The organism is Oceanicoccus sagamiensis (assembly GCF_002117105.1).
Lineage (GTDB): Bacteria > Pseudomonadota > Gammaproteobacteria > Pseudomonadales > Dasaniaceae > Oceanicoccus > Oceanicoccus sagamiensis.
This window is the reverse complement of record NZ_CP019343.1, coordinates 3,327,462-3,344,721: the sequence shown is the minus strand read 5'-3', so window position 1 is coordinate 3,344,721 and position 17,260 is coordinate 3,327,462. Positions and strand designations below refer to the sequence as shown.

The window sequence follows — 17,260 nt, the reverse complement described above, 5'->3', positions numbered from 1 at the left end:
TTTACAACTTAAAGGCTTTTACCATATCCCGCAGCGAGGCTCCCAGCTGAGCCAACTCGGCACTGGCCTCCGAAGTCTGCTCGGTTTGAGCCTTAGTGCCTTCCGATAAATCAGATACCCGGGTGACGTTGCTACTTATTTCTTCCGCTGTGGCACCTTGCTCTTCTGCCGCCGCAGCAATTTGAATATTCATATCATTAATCTGGCTAACCATCGTCGAGATATCGGTTAATATCTCTGAAGAGCGCGTCACTTTGGCAATACCTGATTCAGCACGCTGATTAGAGTTACTAACCGTAGCTACCACCTGATTGGTGCCTTGCTGGAACTCAGTAATCGTTTTACGAATCGTCTCAGTCGATTCCTGGGTGCGCTGTGCCAGAGTCCTAACCTCATCAGCTACCACGGCAAAGCCCCTACCCTGCTCTCCCGCACGGGCCGCCTCAATGGCAGCATTTAAGGCTAACAGATTGGTTTGCTCGGCCACATTTTGAATCGCATCTAACACCTGACCAATATTTTCACTGTTTTTCTCCAGCTCTTTAATCGCATTGGCCGCATCTTGCACTTCATGGGTCAACTGTTCAATTTCCTCTCTGGCTTCCTGCGAAACCTCAACCCCTTCTTTTAACTGTACATCGACTTCGCTAACACTGTCAGCAGCGGATGACGCATTGCGGGCAATTTCATGGGCGGTGGCACTCATTTCATTCACCGCTACGGCGGCATGTTGGACTTCACTGGTTTGGGTATCTGATGACTGCTTGACTTCCAGCGTTACCATCGACATTTCTTCAGCCGAGCTGGCCACCATCATTGAAGCATCGTTTATCTTGCCGATCATTTCATGCAGGGCTTCCAGCAAACTATTAAAGGCAGTAGCCACCGCAGTGATCTCATCATTGCCGCTGACAGTGAGACGCACCGACAAATCTTTATCGGTGATAATATTGGTGATTTCTTCGGTAAAGGTTTCCAACGGTTTGAAAATGGAGAAAGCGACTAACAGAGCCAAAACAGTAATCACCAAACCGACAATAGCAATAGCGCCAATTAAAAATTGCTGATTGCTTTTGGTTGATGCGGCAATCGTGGTATTTAATTGCGACTTTAAGCCCTTAAACAGTTTTTCTGCTTCATGCACGGTGGCTCTCAATTCTCCCAGTGCTCCGGAGTTTGGACCCAGACCGATATTTTTCTCTGCACTCACCAGTGATTTAAACTGACTGGCATAGCTATTGATTGAGCGATTAATCGCATCGCTTTCATCGGCACCCATAAAGGCAGAACTTAGTGCAGTAAAATTCTCAACCTCGTTGTTAAATCGAGCTAAATATTTGGTATCCCGGCGCAACATAAAATCTTTTTCATGGCGGCGTAGCATTAACATCGAGGCTTTTAATTCGGGAGCATCAGATAGTTTTTCTTCGACTGAATGTACGGTCGATCGCAGTGCGCCATAGAGACCGGATTTGGGGTCATAGCCAATCTCACGTTGCAACTCAACCACCGTATTAAAACGGCTACCATACTCCGTTAAGTGCCCGCCCATCTTATCAAGGTCTGTGTGGTCAAGCCCGGCGATATCCAGCTCGGTAGAGAGCGCCTTCACATCCGCCAGATTTTGCTTTAATGCGTTATTAAAACGCTCCACATATTTATCATCTTTACGGGCCAAAAAGTCCTTTTCATGCCGGCGCAATGTCAACATGCCGCTGTTAATATTACTCAGCTGGGTATCACTGCTCTGTAAGTGCTGCAAATTGGCCATGCCACTTGCAACCATAACACCCACAAAAATCAAGCCAACCACAGCAATAGCAGCCAGTAATAACAGACGACGCTTAATCGACAAGTTAAATAAATTCATTAAAAACCCCAAATGAGTAATCCAGTAGAGGACATATCGGCAGTGTAGTCAAAAAACTTAAAACAAACACATAAAAGCTTTTAGATCAGGCAGAGCCCCAATAGCGAAAGGAAAAACTTATCTTAGCTTCCTAAGCCAGATAAAATAAACCCACTACCATTGCCACAATCAGCATAACCGCGATTGAAAGAGCGGGGATATTAAGTACCACAAAATCGACAACAGATTCCCATAAGCCCTGAGCATTCAGAGTCTCATCAGTGTCATCATAGAGAGGGGCTGAGCCGCCCATACGGGTGATATCAGCACTGGGAGCCGGACGTGGCTGCGTCGGTTGCTCTGGCTGCTGGTTAAGGTTGGTGGTTCGGATAACCTCAGGCTCAATAGCTGGCTGACTGCCATCGGCATCCTCTTGCACGGTGGCAATAACCACAGTGATATTGTCATGCCCACCGGCAACCACGGCGGCTCTAACTAAGCTATTCAAGGCCTCATCAGGGGTTTGCGCCTGAGCCATGAGTTTAGCGATATCATAATCCAGCACTTCATCAACTAAACCATCGCTGCAAATCATAAGTTGCTGACCCGGAGCCAGGCGACCACTGGCAACACCAATCTCAAGACCATCTTCGCCGGAAACACCCACAGCTTGAGTAATCAGATTACGGTTGGGGTGATTTATGGCCTCTTCATAGCTGATCGTGCCAGAAGCCAACAGGTTTTCTACATAGGAGTGATCACGGGTTATTTGCTTTAGCATCGCCTTGCCATCCCAAAGATAAGCACGGCTATCGCCAACCCAGGCGATATCATAATCCAGCCCCTGTAATTTAAAGGCGATGGCCGTTGAGCCCATACCCTGTTTGTCAGGGTCCGCCTCTGCTGTTGCTTTAACAACGGCATGAGCTCTTGCCAGCGCTTCTCGCAGGCCTTCATTATTTGCTGCAGCGGCCTCTACGGTGGTTTTAACCAGTTCACTCGCCACTTCGCCACATGCATAACCGCCCATACCATCGGCAACCAGACCGAGCCCCAGCTGCATATCCACAGCAAAGCAGTCTTCATTGTGTTCACGCTGACCTGGATGCGTGGCTCCGATAATATTGATCATAGCTGTGATTTCAATCCAGTCTCTGGCTATCCATTCATCTAAGCGCCGCTACAAGCTCGTTGCCAGCGGGTTCTCCATCGGTATTTTATTCTTACCAGGTCTCCACCCAGCGTTAATCCTTAAGCAGCTTAGCAACAGAGATTGAATATCGCCACTTATCACTGCGATTAGTGCTAAACTTGCCGACGGCCAGTACCGCAAACAGCTGGCTTTAATTTATGATTTCTTCCACCTTACAAAAAGAAGACAACAATGAACCTACTATATCGAATCATTTTAAGTGCCGTCGTTGCCGCAGCTACCGCAGCGATACTGACTAGCGTTACCGGCTCACAAGAGAACGGCGTTATTAACCCTACAGCTTTCGTTATTATTTTTATCGGCTGCGTTATCGTCGCATTGGCCAGCCCAGCCATGACAAGCTCTGCCCCTTCCCCTGCAAACAAAGGCAAAAAATCAGCGCCTGCAGCCAAGAAAAGCAAGCCATCAGCAAAGGGGCGTGAACAGGGTGAGGTTAAATGGTTTAACGTCAGCAAAGGCTATGGTTTTGTGACCCGCTCAAACGGTGAAGATATATTTGTTCACTTTCGCTCTATCCGTGGCGAAGGCCGCAGAGTATTACGTGAAGGCCAGCAAGTTGAATTTACCGTCACTGACGGTGATAAAGGTCCACAGGCTGAAGATGTAGAAGCACTATAAACACGTTGTTGCCGCTAAGGCGGCATGCTTGGCCCCCGCTTCCGCGGGGGTAAGGCAACATTAGCTAACCGTCATATCCCCAGCTTGATTAAATACCTCTAACACGCGAAACAAACTATACGCATCCTGGCTACCCGCCAACTCCCTGATCGAATGCATCGCAAAAGTCGGCACCCCAATATCCACGGTTTTTACACCTAATTCACCGGCGGTGATCGGGCCAATGGTGCTGCCGCAGCCCATATCTGACCTCACCACAAAAGCTTGTACCGGTTGACCTGCCGCTTCGGACCAGTGGCGAAATAGCGACGAGGTCTCGCTATTGCTGGCATAGCGTTGATTGGCATTGATTTTAATCACTGCCCCCTGGTTGAGTATGGGGCCATGATTACCATCGTGCTTATCAGAAAAATTCGGATGTACACCATGGGCATTATCCACTGAAATCATCACGGAGCTATCCATGGCACGGACAAAATCGGACTCTGAAGCCAATAGGCGACGCAACACCGATTTTAACATCGGGCCCTGCGCTCCCGCCGATGACTGGCTACCGACTTCTTCATGGTCATTGCAGACTAATACACAGTTTTGCTCACCCGCTGTCAGCAAGGCCTGTAAGCCGATATAGCAGGACAGTAAATTATCCAACCGTGCGCTGGCAATAAATTCGTCTTTTAAGCCAATCACCGCCGGTGGCTGCACATCGTAAAAGCTTAATTCGTAGTCGAGTATTTTTGTTGCCTTTACGGCCGGATGCTGCAACGTCAGTTGCGCCAGCAATAATTCCCGAAAGTCGGTCGATGGCTCATCGCTACGCATTAATAACGGGGGGATATCTTTTTGCGCATTGACTGCACGCTTACTATTAGCTTCCCGGTCCAGATGAATCGCCAAACTGGGGATAACGGCAATCGCCCGCTCAAAATCAATCAGGGCACTACATAGCTGCCCCTGGTCATTCTGGTAACTCACTCTTCCTGCCAGTGAGAGATCACGATCAAACCACGGGTTCAGCAAAGCACCGCCATAAACTTCAACTCCTAGTTGGAAGTAACCCTTATTATTGAGCTCTGGCTGGGGCTTTACTTTTAAACAGGGGCTGTCGGTATGGGCACCCACCATTCTAAAACCACTGCTTACCGGTGATTGGCCACCGCCATTGACCGCCACAATGGATGAATCATTGCGCACAATATAATATTTATAGGCACTGCCAGCCTGCGGTACCGGCCAATCATCTCCCTCCTGCAATGGGCTAAAGCCTGCCGCCTGCAAGTGCTTGGTCATGGTTTCAACGGCGTGAAAAGGTGTGGGGGATGATTGTAAAAACGTTAATAGATCGGTATTAAACTGCTGCAAATCCATCGATGGGGGTTCCTTTGAGGCGGATATAGTCGGGGGGCGGTTAGGCGAAGGTATCAACACCCACCAATTCAATGCCCAGTTGCTGCTCGGGTGAGGGGCTATTCTCAGCAAAGGTCTGCAAGGCTCGCTGCGTATTTAGCGGTAAGCCATCTTCCTGGGCCTGTTGCCGGGCCTGCACGCCACTACTGGCGCCACTGGATTCTATACGCTGTTGCAGGATTTCTTCACTGCGTGCCCGCAGTTCTTCCAGGGAATCGTTATCATCGTTGCGGGTGGGGTCACGCTGCACATCTTTTTGCACGCGCTCAGTAATATCAGGCCGCTGGGTCTGCGCTGGAGGCTGCGAAATGATAGGTAGACTGGATATTTGCACGGAGTATGCTCTGTATTCACCCGGTAAGTTGCTGGCCCATTATAAGCAGCTAAAGCCGCTTAGTGAATAGCCATTTTAGAGAATCTGCCTATTAATCCAGCAGCCTTTTACAGTGGTTGCTTTTGCCAGGCCACCTCATCACGGAGGTAGGTAGGCAGGGCCTCATCAGCCTGGCACGTCTTGCCCTGCAGATAGTCCCGCTGGGCCAATTGAGCGATGGCCGCCGCACTGGGCAATAGCGCGCCATCCCAGAGCTTAAATTGGCTCGCGACGGCAATCCTGTCACGGTAGTGATAACCGCTGCCTACTGCGATGGTTGCGCCAAGGTCAGCAGAGTGGCGATCCAATAGCTGCTCCGGTGCGCTTAGACGCTCTTGGCCCAGTAGCTCAACGCCCTGCTCCTGAACACGGTAAAGTGCCCAGTAAATTTCATCCATGCGTGCATCCAGCGTACTTAAAATCGTTGGGCTGCTATGGCCAGCATTGACTGCGGTTTGCGCCAATGCGGCCAGTGTCGATACTGGTACTACCGGCACATCAGCGCCAAAGGCCAAACCTTGTACTGCGCCCAGGCAAATTCTCAAACCCGTAAAGGAACCAGGGCCACGGCCAAAAGCAATCGCGTCCAACTGCGCCAATGACACACCAGTCTCTGTCAATAAGTCATCCACTAGAGGCAGCAGGCGCTGGGTATGTTGACGAGCGGCTGGTTCCGTTTTTTCAACCAGCTCAATACCTGCACTAGTATCCAGCAAGGCGACCGAACAGGCTTCGGTGGAACAATCCAGGGCTAATAATTTCATTCACTCTCACTTGTGCTGTTATTACTGTGTTGTAAAAAGGGTTTAAGCTCTGCCAGATTACTTAGCGGTTCCATCGCAGGCAAACTTTGCATAAAGACGTCACCATAGGCTTTGCTGCGAAGCCTCGGGTCGGCAATCATTATAACCCCTCGGTCAGAAATACGCCGCAATAGTCGGCCACAGCCTTGTCTTAGTCGAATCACCGCATCCGGTAATATCGCTTGCTCAAAACTATTAATGCCATGCTTTTCCAATTCATTGGTGCGCCACTCGATAAAGGGGTCGCTAGGTGGGGCAAAAGGGAGTTTATCGATCACCACTGCCGCCAGAGGTATGCCGGATAAGTCCAGGCCCTCCCAAAAACTGCCAGTCCCCAGCAAGACACTGTTAGGGACAGCCTTAAAGCGCTCTATCAAGCGGTAGTTGTCCCCCGCCGACTGATCATTGGCCGAACGTTGTATCAACAAAGGGCGGTCAATAAAACCCCGTAAGCCCTGCCCCACCTCGTTTAAATTGCGGTAGCTGGTAAACAGACATAATACTCGACCATCGACGGCTGCCAGCAACGGCATTAATTGTTCAAGCAGTTGCAAACAATACTCAGCATGGTCCGGCGTCACGGTTATCTGTGGGGTAAATAAACGTGCTTGTCGCTGATAATCAATCGCGCTATCCACCTGTTGGAAGTGAGTGTCTTCCAGCCCCAGGGATTGCAAAAAACGTTGTGCGCTGCCCGCCACTGATAATGTTGCCGAGGTAAAAACCCAGCTACCCGCGGCTTCTTTAAACAGGGGCTTTAATGCCATCGCCAGATGGGACGGAATAGTCTGCAACATAAACCCGTGTTGATTGCCGTGTACGCAACATAATTGCTCCGTTGACGACATGACTCGCAGTTTGTCGCGCAACAGCTGACACCTCACTAACACATCTGATAAATGCTGGTGACGATCCTTAAACGGTAATAGATTTTTCCCTACACGTTCAAAGGCAGTTATTAACTGTTCGATAATCTGGCTGTGCTGTTCAGGCCGGTAATTTTCCATTGAGGGCAGCTGGCTTGATAAGGCCACCAGAGCGCTTTCGAGTTGTTGAATAAAAGCGAGTAACTGCCGCTGCTCGGGAGCATGGTCATGCACCGCCTTGCTGGCATCCACTAAAAATTGTTTGAGCTTTCGGCTGGATAGACGCTGACCTACGATGCCCTGGGCAAAATCAGCGACCCGGTGAGCCTCATCGACCACAACAATATCAGCCTCCGGCAGTAAGTCTCCCAACTGCTCGCGCCGCATCACGGCATCGGTAAACAAAACACTGTGATTCACCACCACAATATCCGCTGTTTGGGCCTTTTGCCGAACACTCATTAGCGGGCAGCGGGCGTAATGCGGACACTGCTTTGCCAGGCAGTCATCGCGGCTGCTGGTGACATAGCGGCGCATAGCACTACTCAGATCTGGAGCCAGGGTGTCTAAATCACCGCTACCGGTTTGTCGATATCGCTGCGCCAGCTGAGCCAAAGCCACCTGCTGCTGTTTGCCTAAAGCAGCATCGGCCTGTAGGTTTTTTTCTAAATAATAGGGGCATAGATAATGATTGCGTCCCTGCAATAAAGCCACGCTATGGCTGGTGCCCATTATCTTTTGCACCCTCGGGATATCCTGACGGTATAGCTGCTGCTGCAAATAGCGGCTGGCCGTGGAAATAATAGCCCTGTGGCCCTGGGCAATAATCGGTGTCAGGTAGGCAATGGTTTTGCCTGACCCGGATGCAGCCTCAATAACTACGGAGTCTTTGTTGGCCATGGCACTATCGACAAGGCCAGCCATCTGCTGCTGACCAGGCCTTGGAGTAAAAGCTGGCCATTGCTGCTCAAACAGACCATCGCTGGATAATAAATCGGCACTGGGGGTCAGGCTAAGGGACATTATTCTTTTTCTTCAACGTTTTTCTTTAACCTGTTGTTGCAACATTTACTGTAAAAAGCTGTTCGACCTTAAAGCAGTGAGTATAATCACTACGATTACACGAACGGTAGCGGTTCAAAGGAGTCTTAGCCAAGTGAAAGCCAGCATTAGCACGGTCATTTTAGCCGGAGGGCAAAGCCGCCGGTTTGATTATGATGACAAGGGCTTGCTGGAATGGCAAGGCATGCCACTGATCAACCATGTTATTTCAAAATTAGCACCCCAAAGCGATGAAATACTGATTAACTGTCATCAACATACAGCGCGCTATGCTGAACTCGGTTACCCCACATTCAAGGACTCCCTTGAAGGCTTTCAAGGGCCACTGGCGGGCATTGCGGCGGCAATACCCTTGGTACAGTATGACTATGTATTGATTAGCCCCTGTGATACCCCATTGCTGCCTGACAATCTGGTAGAACGCCTGCAGGAGGCAATGGCACAGCAATCCGCGGATATTGCCTACCCCGAATGCGAGGGCAGGCAGCATTATTTACCGGTACTGTTAAAAAAGACCCTGTTACCCTCAATCAACCAGTACTTACTGGGTGAAGATCGAAGTATGAAAGGCTGGTATCGCTTAAACCAGAGTATTGCCGTGCCTTTTTCTAACCCGGCCAGAGTTTTTAGCAACTTTAATTGCCGCGAAGACCTACTCGATTAAAGCACTCTCCACCGCCCTACTCCCTATGTCCTTATCGACAGGCATAAAAAAACCGCCAACGGCTAACATTGGCGGTTTTTTTGTTCGAAAAATCGAACCAAACGTGACTACTTAGCGATTACTTCTTCTTCGCTTTACGCTTGGCTGGCTTTTTCTTGGCGGCTTTTTTCTTAGGAGCTGCCTTTTTCTTAGGTGCTGCCTTTTTCTTGGCCGCGGCCTTCTTCTTGGGTGCTGCTTTTTTCTTAGCTGCTTTTTTAACGACCTTTTTCTTAGCTACCTTCTTCTTGGCAGGCTTTTTCTTGGCGGCGGCCTTCTTCTTAGGGGCAGCCTTCTTCTTGGCTACCTTCTTTTTGGCCTTTTTAGCCGCTGGCTTTTTCTTAGCGGCCTTTTTCTTTGGAGCAGCTTTCTTTTTGCTAGCCTTTTTAGCTTTGGCAGCGGCCTTTTTGGCAGCGGCTTTGGCTTTGGCAGCAGCTTTCTTCTCTGCAGCTTTGGCTTTGGCAGCGGCTTTCTTCTCCGCAGCTTTGGCTTTGGCAGCCGCTTTAGCAGCCGCTTTCTTGGCAGCAGCTGCCGCTTTCTTCTCGGCAGCAGCTACTTTAGCAGCCGCTTTCTTGGCATCAGCTTTCGCTTTAGCCATCATTTTCTTCTCTGCAGCCTTTAACTTCTTGGCGTTGGCAGCGGCGCGCTTGGCACTCCACTTAGCAGCAAATGCAGCAGTCGCTTTAGCCAGAGCCGCATCATCAGCAGCCGCTTGAGCCGCAGCACGGGCCGCAATCTTATCTTTTACCGCATCCTGAGCCGCTTTGGCCTTGGCTGCAACTGAAGCTTTAGACAGTCTTAGGTTGGCCGCTGAAACCTTGCCACGTAAAGCTGCTACTTTAGCGCCGGACTTGCTAGCCGCTGCACGAGCACGCTTGGCAGCATTCTTATCAGCCGCTTTTTTAGACTTGGCAGCCTTTTTCTTGGCAGCCGCAGACTTCTTCTTAAGCCCTGCTTGTGATTTCTTTTCAGCAGCAATGGATTTCTGAAGCTTGGCTAGTGCCGCTTCAGCCTTTGCTACTGCCGGTGCTGCAACAGCCTTCTTAGCCGGTGCCTTCTTGGCCACCTTCTTCTTAGCTGGTGCTTTCTTTTTAGCTTTTGCTTTCGCCATTAGGTTTCTCCTCAAAGTGGCCAGGTAGTGCTACCGCGGTTCCTTAAATAGATACTGCATTGCTACAAATAAGAAAACTAACACTGATTATTAAAAAATCATTTTAATTTTTAGACCAAAAACCGGAAATAAAAAAGGTTTTTTACGACTTTAAGTGGTTTTTTTGAGATTTTTCTATCATTTTTTTAAAAAAATGGACAATTTTGAGTAAATCGGCAATTTTTTTTAATTTTTGGCAAAAAAACTTAAGAAGGGATATTTTTTTAGCTTGGGGCAAAATCCTACGAAGATGTCAGAATTTTTCATAGAATTTTGCTGTCAGGGAATCATTTGGGTAAATATTTATCCGCAATCGCAGCCATCATGGCAATATGCTGTTCATCTTCATTTAAACAGGGAATCAAATTAAAATTCTCACCGCCAGAGGCCATAAACAGCTCACGGTTTTCATCTTCGATTTCCTCCAATGTCTCCAGGCAATCTGCAGCAAAAGCGGGGCAAACCACATCAACATGCTTAATATTTTCCTGGCCCCACTTTTTTAAGGTTTCACTGGTATACGGGGACAGCCATTTAGCAAACCCCAAGCGGGACTGAAAACTGATGCTCCAATCTTCTTTTTGTAATTCCAGAGCCTCTGCCAATAAATCCGCCGTAGCTAAACACTGCTGATAGTAAGGATCTCCAGCATCGCTGTAACTTTGCGGAATACTGTGGAATGACATTAATAATTTATCGGGTTTACCGGTGGTCTGCCACTGTTGGCGAATGCTATTCGCTAATGCACCTATATAGAGAGGATGATCAAAGTACTGCTTAACCACATGGATCTGTGGAATATTGCGACGCTGCTGATTGATCTGGCTGATTTGATCGTAGATGCTGCCGGTAGTGGTGGCAGAGAACTGGGGATAGAGCGGTAGTACCAGAATATGCTCAAAACCGTCCTGCTCTAATTGTTTTACTGTGGCAGCCAGGGATGGGCCCGAATAGGTCATCGCATAATGAGCCTGGGGCACCATTTCTGCATTGGCATAGGTGTTATTGAATAATAGTTGCAGTTTACTCGCCTGACCGCGGGTAATTTTACGCAACGGTGATTCATTCCCTGCCCAGATTTTTTGATAGGCTTTGGTCACCCGAGGTACACGAAAATTAAGAATAATCATGTATAAGATAACCATCCATATTACTTTGGGGATCTCAACAACCCGGCGATCACTAAGGAACTCTTTTAAAAAAGCCCTGACCGCTTTTTTGGTCGGTTCAGTGGGTGTTCCCAGGTTCATTAGCACAACGGCTGACTTCATTGTTTGATCCAACTCTTTGCAGGTTTTAAAACAGACTATTGATTTTACGCTGAGCAAACGTCAATAGATTGGAAATTATAAGGGATATTAGTGCCAATAGGTTAATGGCAACCCTTTTCTATAGACAAAATAAAAGCCTCACTGGGAGGCCTTTATCGGAAAGCTTGATTAGCCTTATGCATCTAATGCGGCAAAGACTTTATCACGAATATCATCTACTGAGCCGGTACCTTCTACCGCACGGTAGTTTGGGCCGTCGCCATTGGCCAAGGCCTGGTAGAAACCCACCAGCGGTTTGGTTTGCTCATGGTACACATTTAAGCGATGACGAACGGTTTCTTCTTTATCATCCTCACGCTGCAATAAAGTATCACCGGTTTCATCATCAATACCCTCTTGCTTGGGGGGATTGAAAACCACATGGTAAACACGGCCAGAGGCTTCGTGAACACGGCGGCCACTCATACGGGTGACAATTTCTTCATCATCTACAGAGATTTCAAGCACGGTATCGATGGGTACACCAGCGGCTTGCAGGGCTTCTGCCTGTGGGATGGTTCTTGGAAAGCCATCAAATAGAAATCCATTGGCACAATCGGCTTCAGCAATACGCTCTTTAACAATACCAATAATAATTTCGTCAGAGACCAAACCGCCTGAATCCATCACGGCTTTTACCTGAAGTCCCATTTCTGTCTCAGCTTTGACCGCTGCGCGGAGCATATCTCCAGTGGAAATCTGCGGAATACTATATTTCTCGCAAATAAACTGTGCTTGTGTGCCTTTACCTGCACCTGGAGGACCTAACAAAATAACCCGCATATTTCATGCTCCTGACAAAAACGAATTCTGGGTGTAGTTCTATAGAGAGACCTGCCACACCCTTAAGTGGCGCCACACAATACACAGGTCACTGGCTAAGCTCAAGTTCAGAGACGGCCATATTGGCTATTAACGCCAAAAATAAGACATTGATCTTAACATTAGTTCTTTACTATCAATAACTTATAACAGGATTAGACTCCCAGCACGACAGCGTTGAATGCTTAATTATGCCGGTTAATGGTATCTATTGACCCGCTGAGTGTGACAAGCAGCAAAAGTAACACTATTTATTCAGCAGTCAGGCCACAATCCTTCTATTATTAGAAAGAAGCATGTTTTTAATCACAATGGAAACAGCACTATGAGTAGCATGAAGGTTAAAGAGTTACTTCAATTGTGGGAAACCACCGCCAGTGGTCAATTAACTCGTGAAGAGCAGAGTATTCGACTACCGGTTGAGGACGCTGCCAAACTGCAGGCCTTAGCAGAAATGTACCCTCGCCGCTCGGTCACCGAGATAGTGACTGATCTGTTATCCGCGGCACTGGATGATGTTGAGTCCAGTATGCCCTATGTCAGCGGTAAGACAGTGGTGGCCAGAGATGAGCAAGGTGATCCTTTATTTGAGGATGTGGGGCCAACCCCCAAATACCTGTCGCTCACCAAAAAGCATCTAAACGATTATTTGTTGGCCCAGAAAGACTCGCATTGAGCTAGCACTGTTATTCCCGCGAAGGCGGGAAGCTGGACCGCCTTTTAATCGCTGAGTCCCTCCGCTGTAGAGGATAAATATCTTTAGTCGTTAGAGGTATGTCAGGGGACGCTACAAGTTGCCCCCTTTACCCAAAGCACTCCCTTCGGTCGCGGGCAGGCCCAAGGCTCGTGAAACCCAAGCCCTCACCCATTCATCTGTAGGGTGGATTAAAATCCACCAAGCCCAGCCAGGAGCCGTTATCACCGGTGGATTAAAATCCACCCTACGAACTAAACGTCTTGGAAGAAAGCAAAAAACGACACAGTCGTTTATTCGGTACGGCCATGCACGAAGGCGGGAATGACTTATATACCTTTTTTCTTGGCCTCATCCCACAGCGCATCCATCTCCGCCAGGGAGCTCTGCTCTGGTGTTACTCCCCTGCGCTCTAAAACCCTTTCAATATATTTAAAACGGTTTTCAAATTTCTTATTGGTTGCCCGCAACGATGATTCTGCATCGACGTTTAGATACCGGGATAAATTAACCACTGAAAATAAAACATCGCCCAGCTCCGCTTCAATCTGTTGTTGCGACTGTTGCTCACGGGCTTCAATTAATTCATCCACTTCTTCTTTAAGCTTGGCCAGAGCGCCATCGATATGTTCCCAATCAAAGCCGGTTTGAGCGGCACGCTTTTGTAATTTCGTAGCGCGAATTAGCGCGGGGAAAGCAGCGGGCACATCATCAAGTACGCTTTGTTGCTGCTTGCCGGCTCGCTCTGTGGACTTAATGGCTTCCCAGGTTTGTTTAATGGCTTCGGTATCTTTGGTTTGCTCACCGACTCTGCTGCTTAAAGTGCCTTCGGGAAATACATGGGGGTGACGGCGCACCAGCTTTGCCACTAGATCAGAGGTCACTGAGGCAAAATCAAAACGCTCTTGCTCCTTGCCTAGCTGGGAATAAAACACCACCTGAAACAGTACATCCCCCAACTCTTCCCGGATATGCTGCATATCACCCTGCTCAATCGCGTCAGCAAGCTCATAGCTTTCTTCAATGGTATGGGGAACGATAGTGCTAAAGTCCTGCACTCTATCCCAGGGACAACCGTCTTCAGGGTCGCGCAAACGGCTCATTAGATATAACAAATCATCCAGTGAGTATTCCGGCTTTTCCTCGGCCACCTAATTGCCCTCTCTGACTCGCTCAGCCGATAGCACATTGGGTAAGCGGGTAATTTTTGCCAGCAGATTACCTAAAGCTTCCAACCCGGTAATTTCCACTGTCAGCCGCATGGTCGCTGTATGGGTGTCTTTGTCCGACAGGGTATTCACCGCGATCACATCGATACGGGCGTTGGCCAGCATCGTGGTAATATCCCGCAGCAAACCACTGCGGTCAAAGGCTTTAATCTCAATTTCAACCGGGTAAGTATCCTGTGGGGCATCACCCCAGCTGACTTCAATAATACGATCGGGTTCTGTGTACTGAAGCTGAAGCACGTTGGCACAATCCTGGCGGTGTACACTGACACCGCGCCCCAGGGTGACATAACCAATAATCACATCGCCCGGTAGCGGCTTACAGCAACTGGCGAATTGCGTCAGCATATTACCCACACCACGGACACTGATATCATCCGGGTTGGTTTTGGCAGACTGTTCTTTGGTGGGTTTTAGCTCAGGTTCTTTCTCAGGCACATCATCAAAGAGATGTTGCGTGGCGCTGATAACTTGCGCCGCTGTAATATCTCCTGCTCCCACCGCGGCATACATATCATCGACCGCCTGATAACCAAAGTAGGTAGAAATACTTTTGTAATCCAGACTACTAACCGCAAGGCGTTTAAAGATTTTTTCAATAAGGGCCCGGCCCGCTGCCACATTATCTTCCCGTGCCTGCTGCTTAAACCAATGCTGAACTTTGGCTCTGGCCCGGGTCGACTTTAGATAGCCCAAAGAGGTTTGTAGCCAATCACGGCGCGGGGCATTTTCTTTGCCCGTCAGGATTTCAACCTGCTCACCGGTCATTAGTTGATAAGTTAGCTGCACAATGCGGCCGTTGACTTTGGCACCGCGACAGCGATGCCCCACTTCGGTATGAATATGGTAGGCAAAGTCTAACGGTGTAGAACCTTGGGCGAGATTGACGACATGGCCTTCCGGGGTAAAGACATAAACCCGGTCCTGGGCTCGGGAGAAATGCTCCATCACTTCGGTAGCACCGCCGTCGGTTTCTTCCTGCCAGTCCAGCACCTGTCTTAGCCAGGCTATTTTATCTTCGTAGCTATTACCACCCTGATTATCACTGCCTTTATAGCGCCAGTGGGCACAGACGCCAAACTCCGCTTCTTCATGCATGGTGAAGGTACGGATTTGTATCTCTAGCACCTTACCTTCAGGACCAATAACCGCGGTATGCAATGAGCGATAACCATTATCTTTAGGGTTGGCAATATAGTCATCAAATTCATTGGGAATATTGCGCCACAGACCGTGTACCAAACCCAGCACGGCATAGCAGTCTTTGATTTCTGGCACTAAAATGCGCACCGCGCGAATATCATAGACCTGGGAAAAACCAATTCCCTTGCGCTGCATTTTTCGCCAGATACTAAAGATATGTTTTGCCCGGCCAGTTAACTCGCCTTCTATACCCTGACGGTTAATCACTTCAGTTAAAGAGGTAATGACTTCGTCAATATAGCTTTGCCGATATAGGCGTTTTTCATCTAATAACTTGGCAATTTTTTTGTAAGCCACCGGTTGCAGATAACGGAAAGATAAATCTTCAAGCTCCCACTTAATATGACCAATACCCAGACGATGAGCCAGGGGGGCATAAACATCATGAACTTCTCTGGCAACTCGATATCGTTTGGTGGGGTTATTTTTAACAATTCGAATCGCACAGGTACGCTCTGACAATTTGATCAGCGCCACACGCACATCATCTACCAGAGCCACTAGCATCTTGCGGATATTATCTTTTTGCGCCTCGGCCTGTCCTAGCACCGGGCTATCACTAGAGACAACACGGCTCATCGCCGCCATCCGCATAACCCCTTTGATCATGCGAACAATATCTTCACCAAATTGCTCTTCAACGGTCTCAAGGGAGAGTTTTTCTTCACGCACAGCGCGGTATAAGATCGCGGCGACTAAGGTAGGTTGATCCAGATGCAGATCGGCAAGAATTTCTGCCATTTCCAGACCAATACGGAAGCTGCTGGTAGTTTCGTCCCAGGCTTTATCGGAAATAGCCATAGCCTGTTGCTCAGCATCGTAGCTGACTTCACAAGCGGTTTTTAATTGCTCAGCGTCAAAGCCGGCATCCACGGGTAGCCGCGCCAGCCATTGCTCGATATCGACGGAGCCATCGGCCTTTTCAGGCTGTTGTTTACGAACTGTAACCATTGCTTTTATTATCCTTCTTTACCGGTCGACCCTGACACAGTTATGCAATGTTATCTCAAACGGCAGCGTATACCGTTAAAGACACGTTGGTTATTTCAGTGCTGAATCAAATACCCCAGTTGATAAATAGCGATCGCCACGGTCACAAATAATCGCGACAATAACAGCATTCTCAACCTCAGCAGAAACTTGCAAAGCCCCCGCTACAGCACCACCCGAAGACACACCACAAAAGATACCCTCTTCCGCAGCCAGTCTCTTCATTGTTTGTTCAGCCAGCTCCTGATCAATATCCAATACGGTATCGACTCTGGCACTATCAAAAATACTGGGCAAATACTCTTCTGGCCAACGACGTATACCGGGAATACTTGAACCATCCTGAGGCTGTAGACCTACGATCTCGATATCAGGATTTTGTTCCTTTAAATATCGGGAGACGCCCATAATGGTACCGGTGGTTCCCATTGAGCTGACAAAGTGGGTAATTTTCTGCTCACTTTGGCGCCAAATTTCCGGGCCTGTGCCCTCATAGTGGGCAACGGGGTTATCACTATTGGCAAATTGGTCCAATACAATACCCTCACCCTTTCTTTGCATATCTAATGCCAGATCCCGGGCTCCCTCCATACCGGACTCCTGAGAGACCTCGATCAGCTCTGCCCCATAAGCGGCCATTGCCAATTTACGCTCCATACTCATATGACTGGGCATAATCAGGGTCATTTTATAGCCCTTAATAGCGGCAGCCATGGCCAATGCTATACCGGTATTGCCGCTGGTCGCTTCAATCAGGGTATCGCCCGGTTTGATATCACCGCGGGACTCAGCGCGATTGATCATGCTTAAGGCTGGCCGATCTTTTACCGAACCCGCCGGGTTATTGCCCTCCAGCTTTAACAAGATGGTATTGCTGCTATTACCTGCCAGTCGCTGCAAGCGCACCAGGGGGGTTGACCCTACATAATCTTCAATGGTCGGAAATGCCATATATCACTACAACCTGATCA

At 48.7% G+C, this 17,260-nt stretch carries 14 protein-coding genes and 1 pseudogene; 3 read left to right on the top strand and 12 right to left on the bottom strand.

Translation table 11 applies throughout. From position 1 onward, the window contains the following. Position 1: 1 nt before the first annotated feature. Positions 2-1,870 carry a methyl-accepting chemotaxis protein gene (locus BST96_RS15350; RefSeq protein ID WP_085759548.1) on the bottom strand — a complete coding sequence of 623 codons (1,869 nt, stop codon included), beginning with the start codon at positions 1,868-1,870 and terminating at the stop codon, positions 2-4. A 130-nt stretch (positions 1,871-2,000) separates the two neighbouring features. Further along, complete coding sequence (locus BST96_RS15345; protein ID WP_085759547.1) at positions 2,001-2,981, bottom strand: PP2C family protein-serine/threonine phosphatase; 981 nt, start codon at positions 2,979-2,981, stop codon at positions 2,001-2,003. Between the two features lie 507 nt (positions 2,982-3,488). Here BST96_RS15345 and BST96_RS21075 point away from each other — a divergent pair. Then, positions 3,489-3,680: pseudogene (locus BST96_RS21075) on the top strand (cold-shock protein); the annotation flags it as partial. Between the two features lie 60 nt (positions 3,681-3,740). Here the strand turns inward: BST96_RS21075 and BST96_RS15335 are convergent. The 4 genes from BST96_RS15335 to BST96_RS15320 form a co-directional block, all read right to left on the bottom strand. Continuing rightward, positions 3,741-5,048, bottom strand: coding sequence for a M18 family aminopeptidase (locus BST96_RS15335; protein WP_085759545.1), 1,308 nt, complete (start codon positions 5,046-5,048; stop codon positions 3,741-3,743). A 40-nt stretch (positions 5,049-5,088) separates the two neighbouring features. After that, complete coding sequence (locus BST96_RS15330; protein WP_085759544.1) at positions 5,089-5,421, bottom strand: hypothetical protein; 333 nt, start codon at positions 5,419-5,421, stop codon at positions 5,089-5,091. A gap of 107 nt (positions 5,422-5,528) precedes the next feature. Continuing rightward, positions 5,529-6,224: a tRNA (adenosine(37)-N6)-threonylcarbamoyltransferase complex dimerization subunit type 1 TsaB gene (gene tsaB / locus BST96_RS15325; protein ID WP_085759543.1), complete on the bottom strand. Its 696-nt coding sequence runs from the start codon at positions 6,222-6,224 to the stop codon at positions 5,529-5,531. After that, on the bottom strand, positions 6,221-8,152 hold the full coding sequence (locus BST96_RS15320) for an ATP-dependent DNA helicase (RefSeq protein ID WP_085759542.1): 1,932 nt from the start codon (positions 8,150-8,152) through the stop codon (positions 6,221-6,223). The genes tsaB and BST96_RS15320 overlap by 4 nt, the downstream gene beginning before the upstream one ends. Positions 8,153-8,285: 133 nt before the next feature. Between BST96_RS15320 and mobA the strand changes: the two genes are divergently transcribed. Beyond that, positions 8,286-8,855: a molybdenum cofactor guanylyltransferase MobA gene (gene mobA / locus BST96_RS15315; RefSeq protein WP_169714018.1), complete on the top strand. Its 570-nt coding sequence runs from the start codon at positions 8,286-8,288 to the stop codon at positions 8,853-8,855. Positions 8,856-8,973: 118 nt separating this feature from the next. Here the strand turns inward: mobA and BST96_RS20505 are convergent, their stop codons facing one another. From BST96_RS20505 to adk, 3 genes are all read right to left on the bottom strand, one after another. Then, complete coding sequence (locus BST96_RS20505; protein WP_157117982.1) at positions 8,974-10,002, bottom strand: hypothetical protein; 1,029 nt, start codon at positions 10,000-10,002, stop codon at positions 8,974-8,976. 326 nt (positions 10,003-10,328) lie between these two features. Next, positions 10,329-11,312 (bottom strand): ferrochelatase, encoded by a 984-nt coding sequence (hemH, locus tag BST96_RS15300; protein WP_085759539.1) that lies wholly within the window; start codon positions 11,310-11,312, stop codon positions 10,329-10,331. 174 nt (positions 11,313-11,486) lie between these two features. Continuing rightward, the gene (adk, locus tag BST96_RS15295; protein ID WP_085759538.1) at positions 11,487-12,134 is read right to left on the bottom strand and encodes an adenylate kinase; all 648 of its coding nucleotides are present in this window, start codon (positions 12,132-12,134) and stop codon (positions 11,487-11,489) included. Positions 12,135-12,498: 364 nt separating this feature from the next. Between adk and BST96_RS15290 the strand changes: the two genes are divergently transcribed. Further along, a complete protein-coding gene (locus tag BST96_RS15290) occupies positions 12,499-12,849 on the top strand; it encodes a type 1 pili tip component (RefSeq protein ID WP_420814600.1) in 351 nt (116 codons plus the stop codon). Between the two features lie 347 nt (positions 12,850-13,196). Here the strand turns inward: BST96_RS15290 and mazG are convergent, their stop codons facing one another. From mazG to cysM, 3 genes are all read right to left on the bottom strand, one after another. Then, on the bottom strand, positions 13,197-14,018 hold the full coding sequence (gene mazG, locus BST96_RS15285; protein ID WP_276206918.1) for a nucleoside triphosphate pyrophosphohydrolase: 822 nt from the start codon (positions 14,016-14,018) through the stop codon (positions 13,197-13,199). Continuing rightward, positions 14,019-16,250, bottom strand: a complete 2,232-nt coding sequence (relA, locus tag BST96_RS15280; protein WP_085759537.1) for a GTP diphosphokinase — start codon at positions 16,248-16,250, stop codon at positions 14,019-14,021. Positions 16,251-16,340: 90 nt separating this feature from the next. Further along, positions 16,341-17,240, bottom strand: a complete 900-nt coding sequence (cysM, locus tag BST96_RS15275) for a cysteine synthase CysM (RefSeq protein WP_085759536.1) — start codon at positions 17,238-17,240, stop codon at positions 16,341-16,343. Positions 17,241-17,260 lie beyond the last annotated feature (20 nt).

Bases quoted from the DNA above. Each gene is read 5' to 3' on its own strand.
- BST96_RS15350 (WP_085759548.1), bottom strand. From the start codon at position 1,870: ATGAATTTATTTAACTTGTCGATTAAGCGTCGTCTGTTATTACTGGCT.
- BST96_RS15345 (WP_085759547.1), bottom strand. From the start codon at position 2,981: ATGATCAATATTATCGGAGCCACGCATCCAGGTCAGCGTGAACACAAT.
- BST96_RS15335 (WP_085759545.1), bottom strand. From the start codon at position 5,048: ATGGATTTGCAGCAGTTTAATACCGATCTATTAACGTTTTTACAATCA.
- tsaB (WP_085759543.1), bottom strand. From the start codon at position 6,224: ATGAAATTATTAGCCCTGGATTGTTCCACCGAAGCCTGTTCGGTCGCC.
- BST96_RS15320 (WP_085759542.1), bottom strand. From the start codon at position 8,152: ATGTCCCTTAGCCTGACCCCCAGTGCCGATTTATTATCCAGCGATGGT.
- BST96_RS20505 (WP_157117982.1), bottom strand. From the start codon at position 10,002: ATGGCGAAAGCAAAAGCTAAAAAGAAAGCACCAGCTAAGAAGAAGGTG.
- hemH (WP_085759539.1), bottom strand. From the start codon at position 11,312: ATGAAGTCAGCCGTTGTGCTAATGAACCTGGGAACACCCACTGAACCG.
- adk (WP_085759538.1), bottom strand. From the start codon at position 12,134: ATGCGGGTTATTTTGTTAGGTCCTCCAGGTGCAGGTAAAGGCACACAA.
- BST96_RS15290 (WP_420814600.1), top strand. From the start codon at position 12,499: ATGAGTAGCATGAAGGTTAAAGAGTTACTTCAATTGTGGGAAACCACC.
- relA (WP_085759537.1), bottom strand. From the start codon at position 16,250: ATGGTTACAGTTCGTAAACAACAGCCTGAAAAGGCCGATGGCTCCGTC.
- cysM (WP_085759536.1), bottom strand. From the start codon at position 17,240: ATGGCATTTCCGACCATTGAAGATTATGTAGGGTCAACCCCCCTGGTG.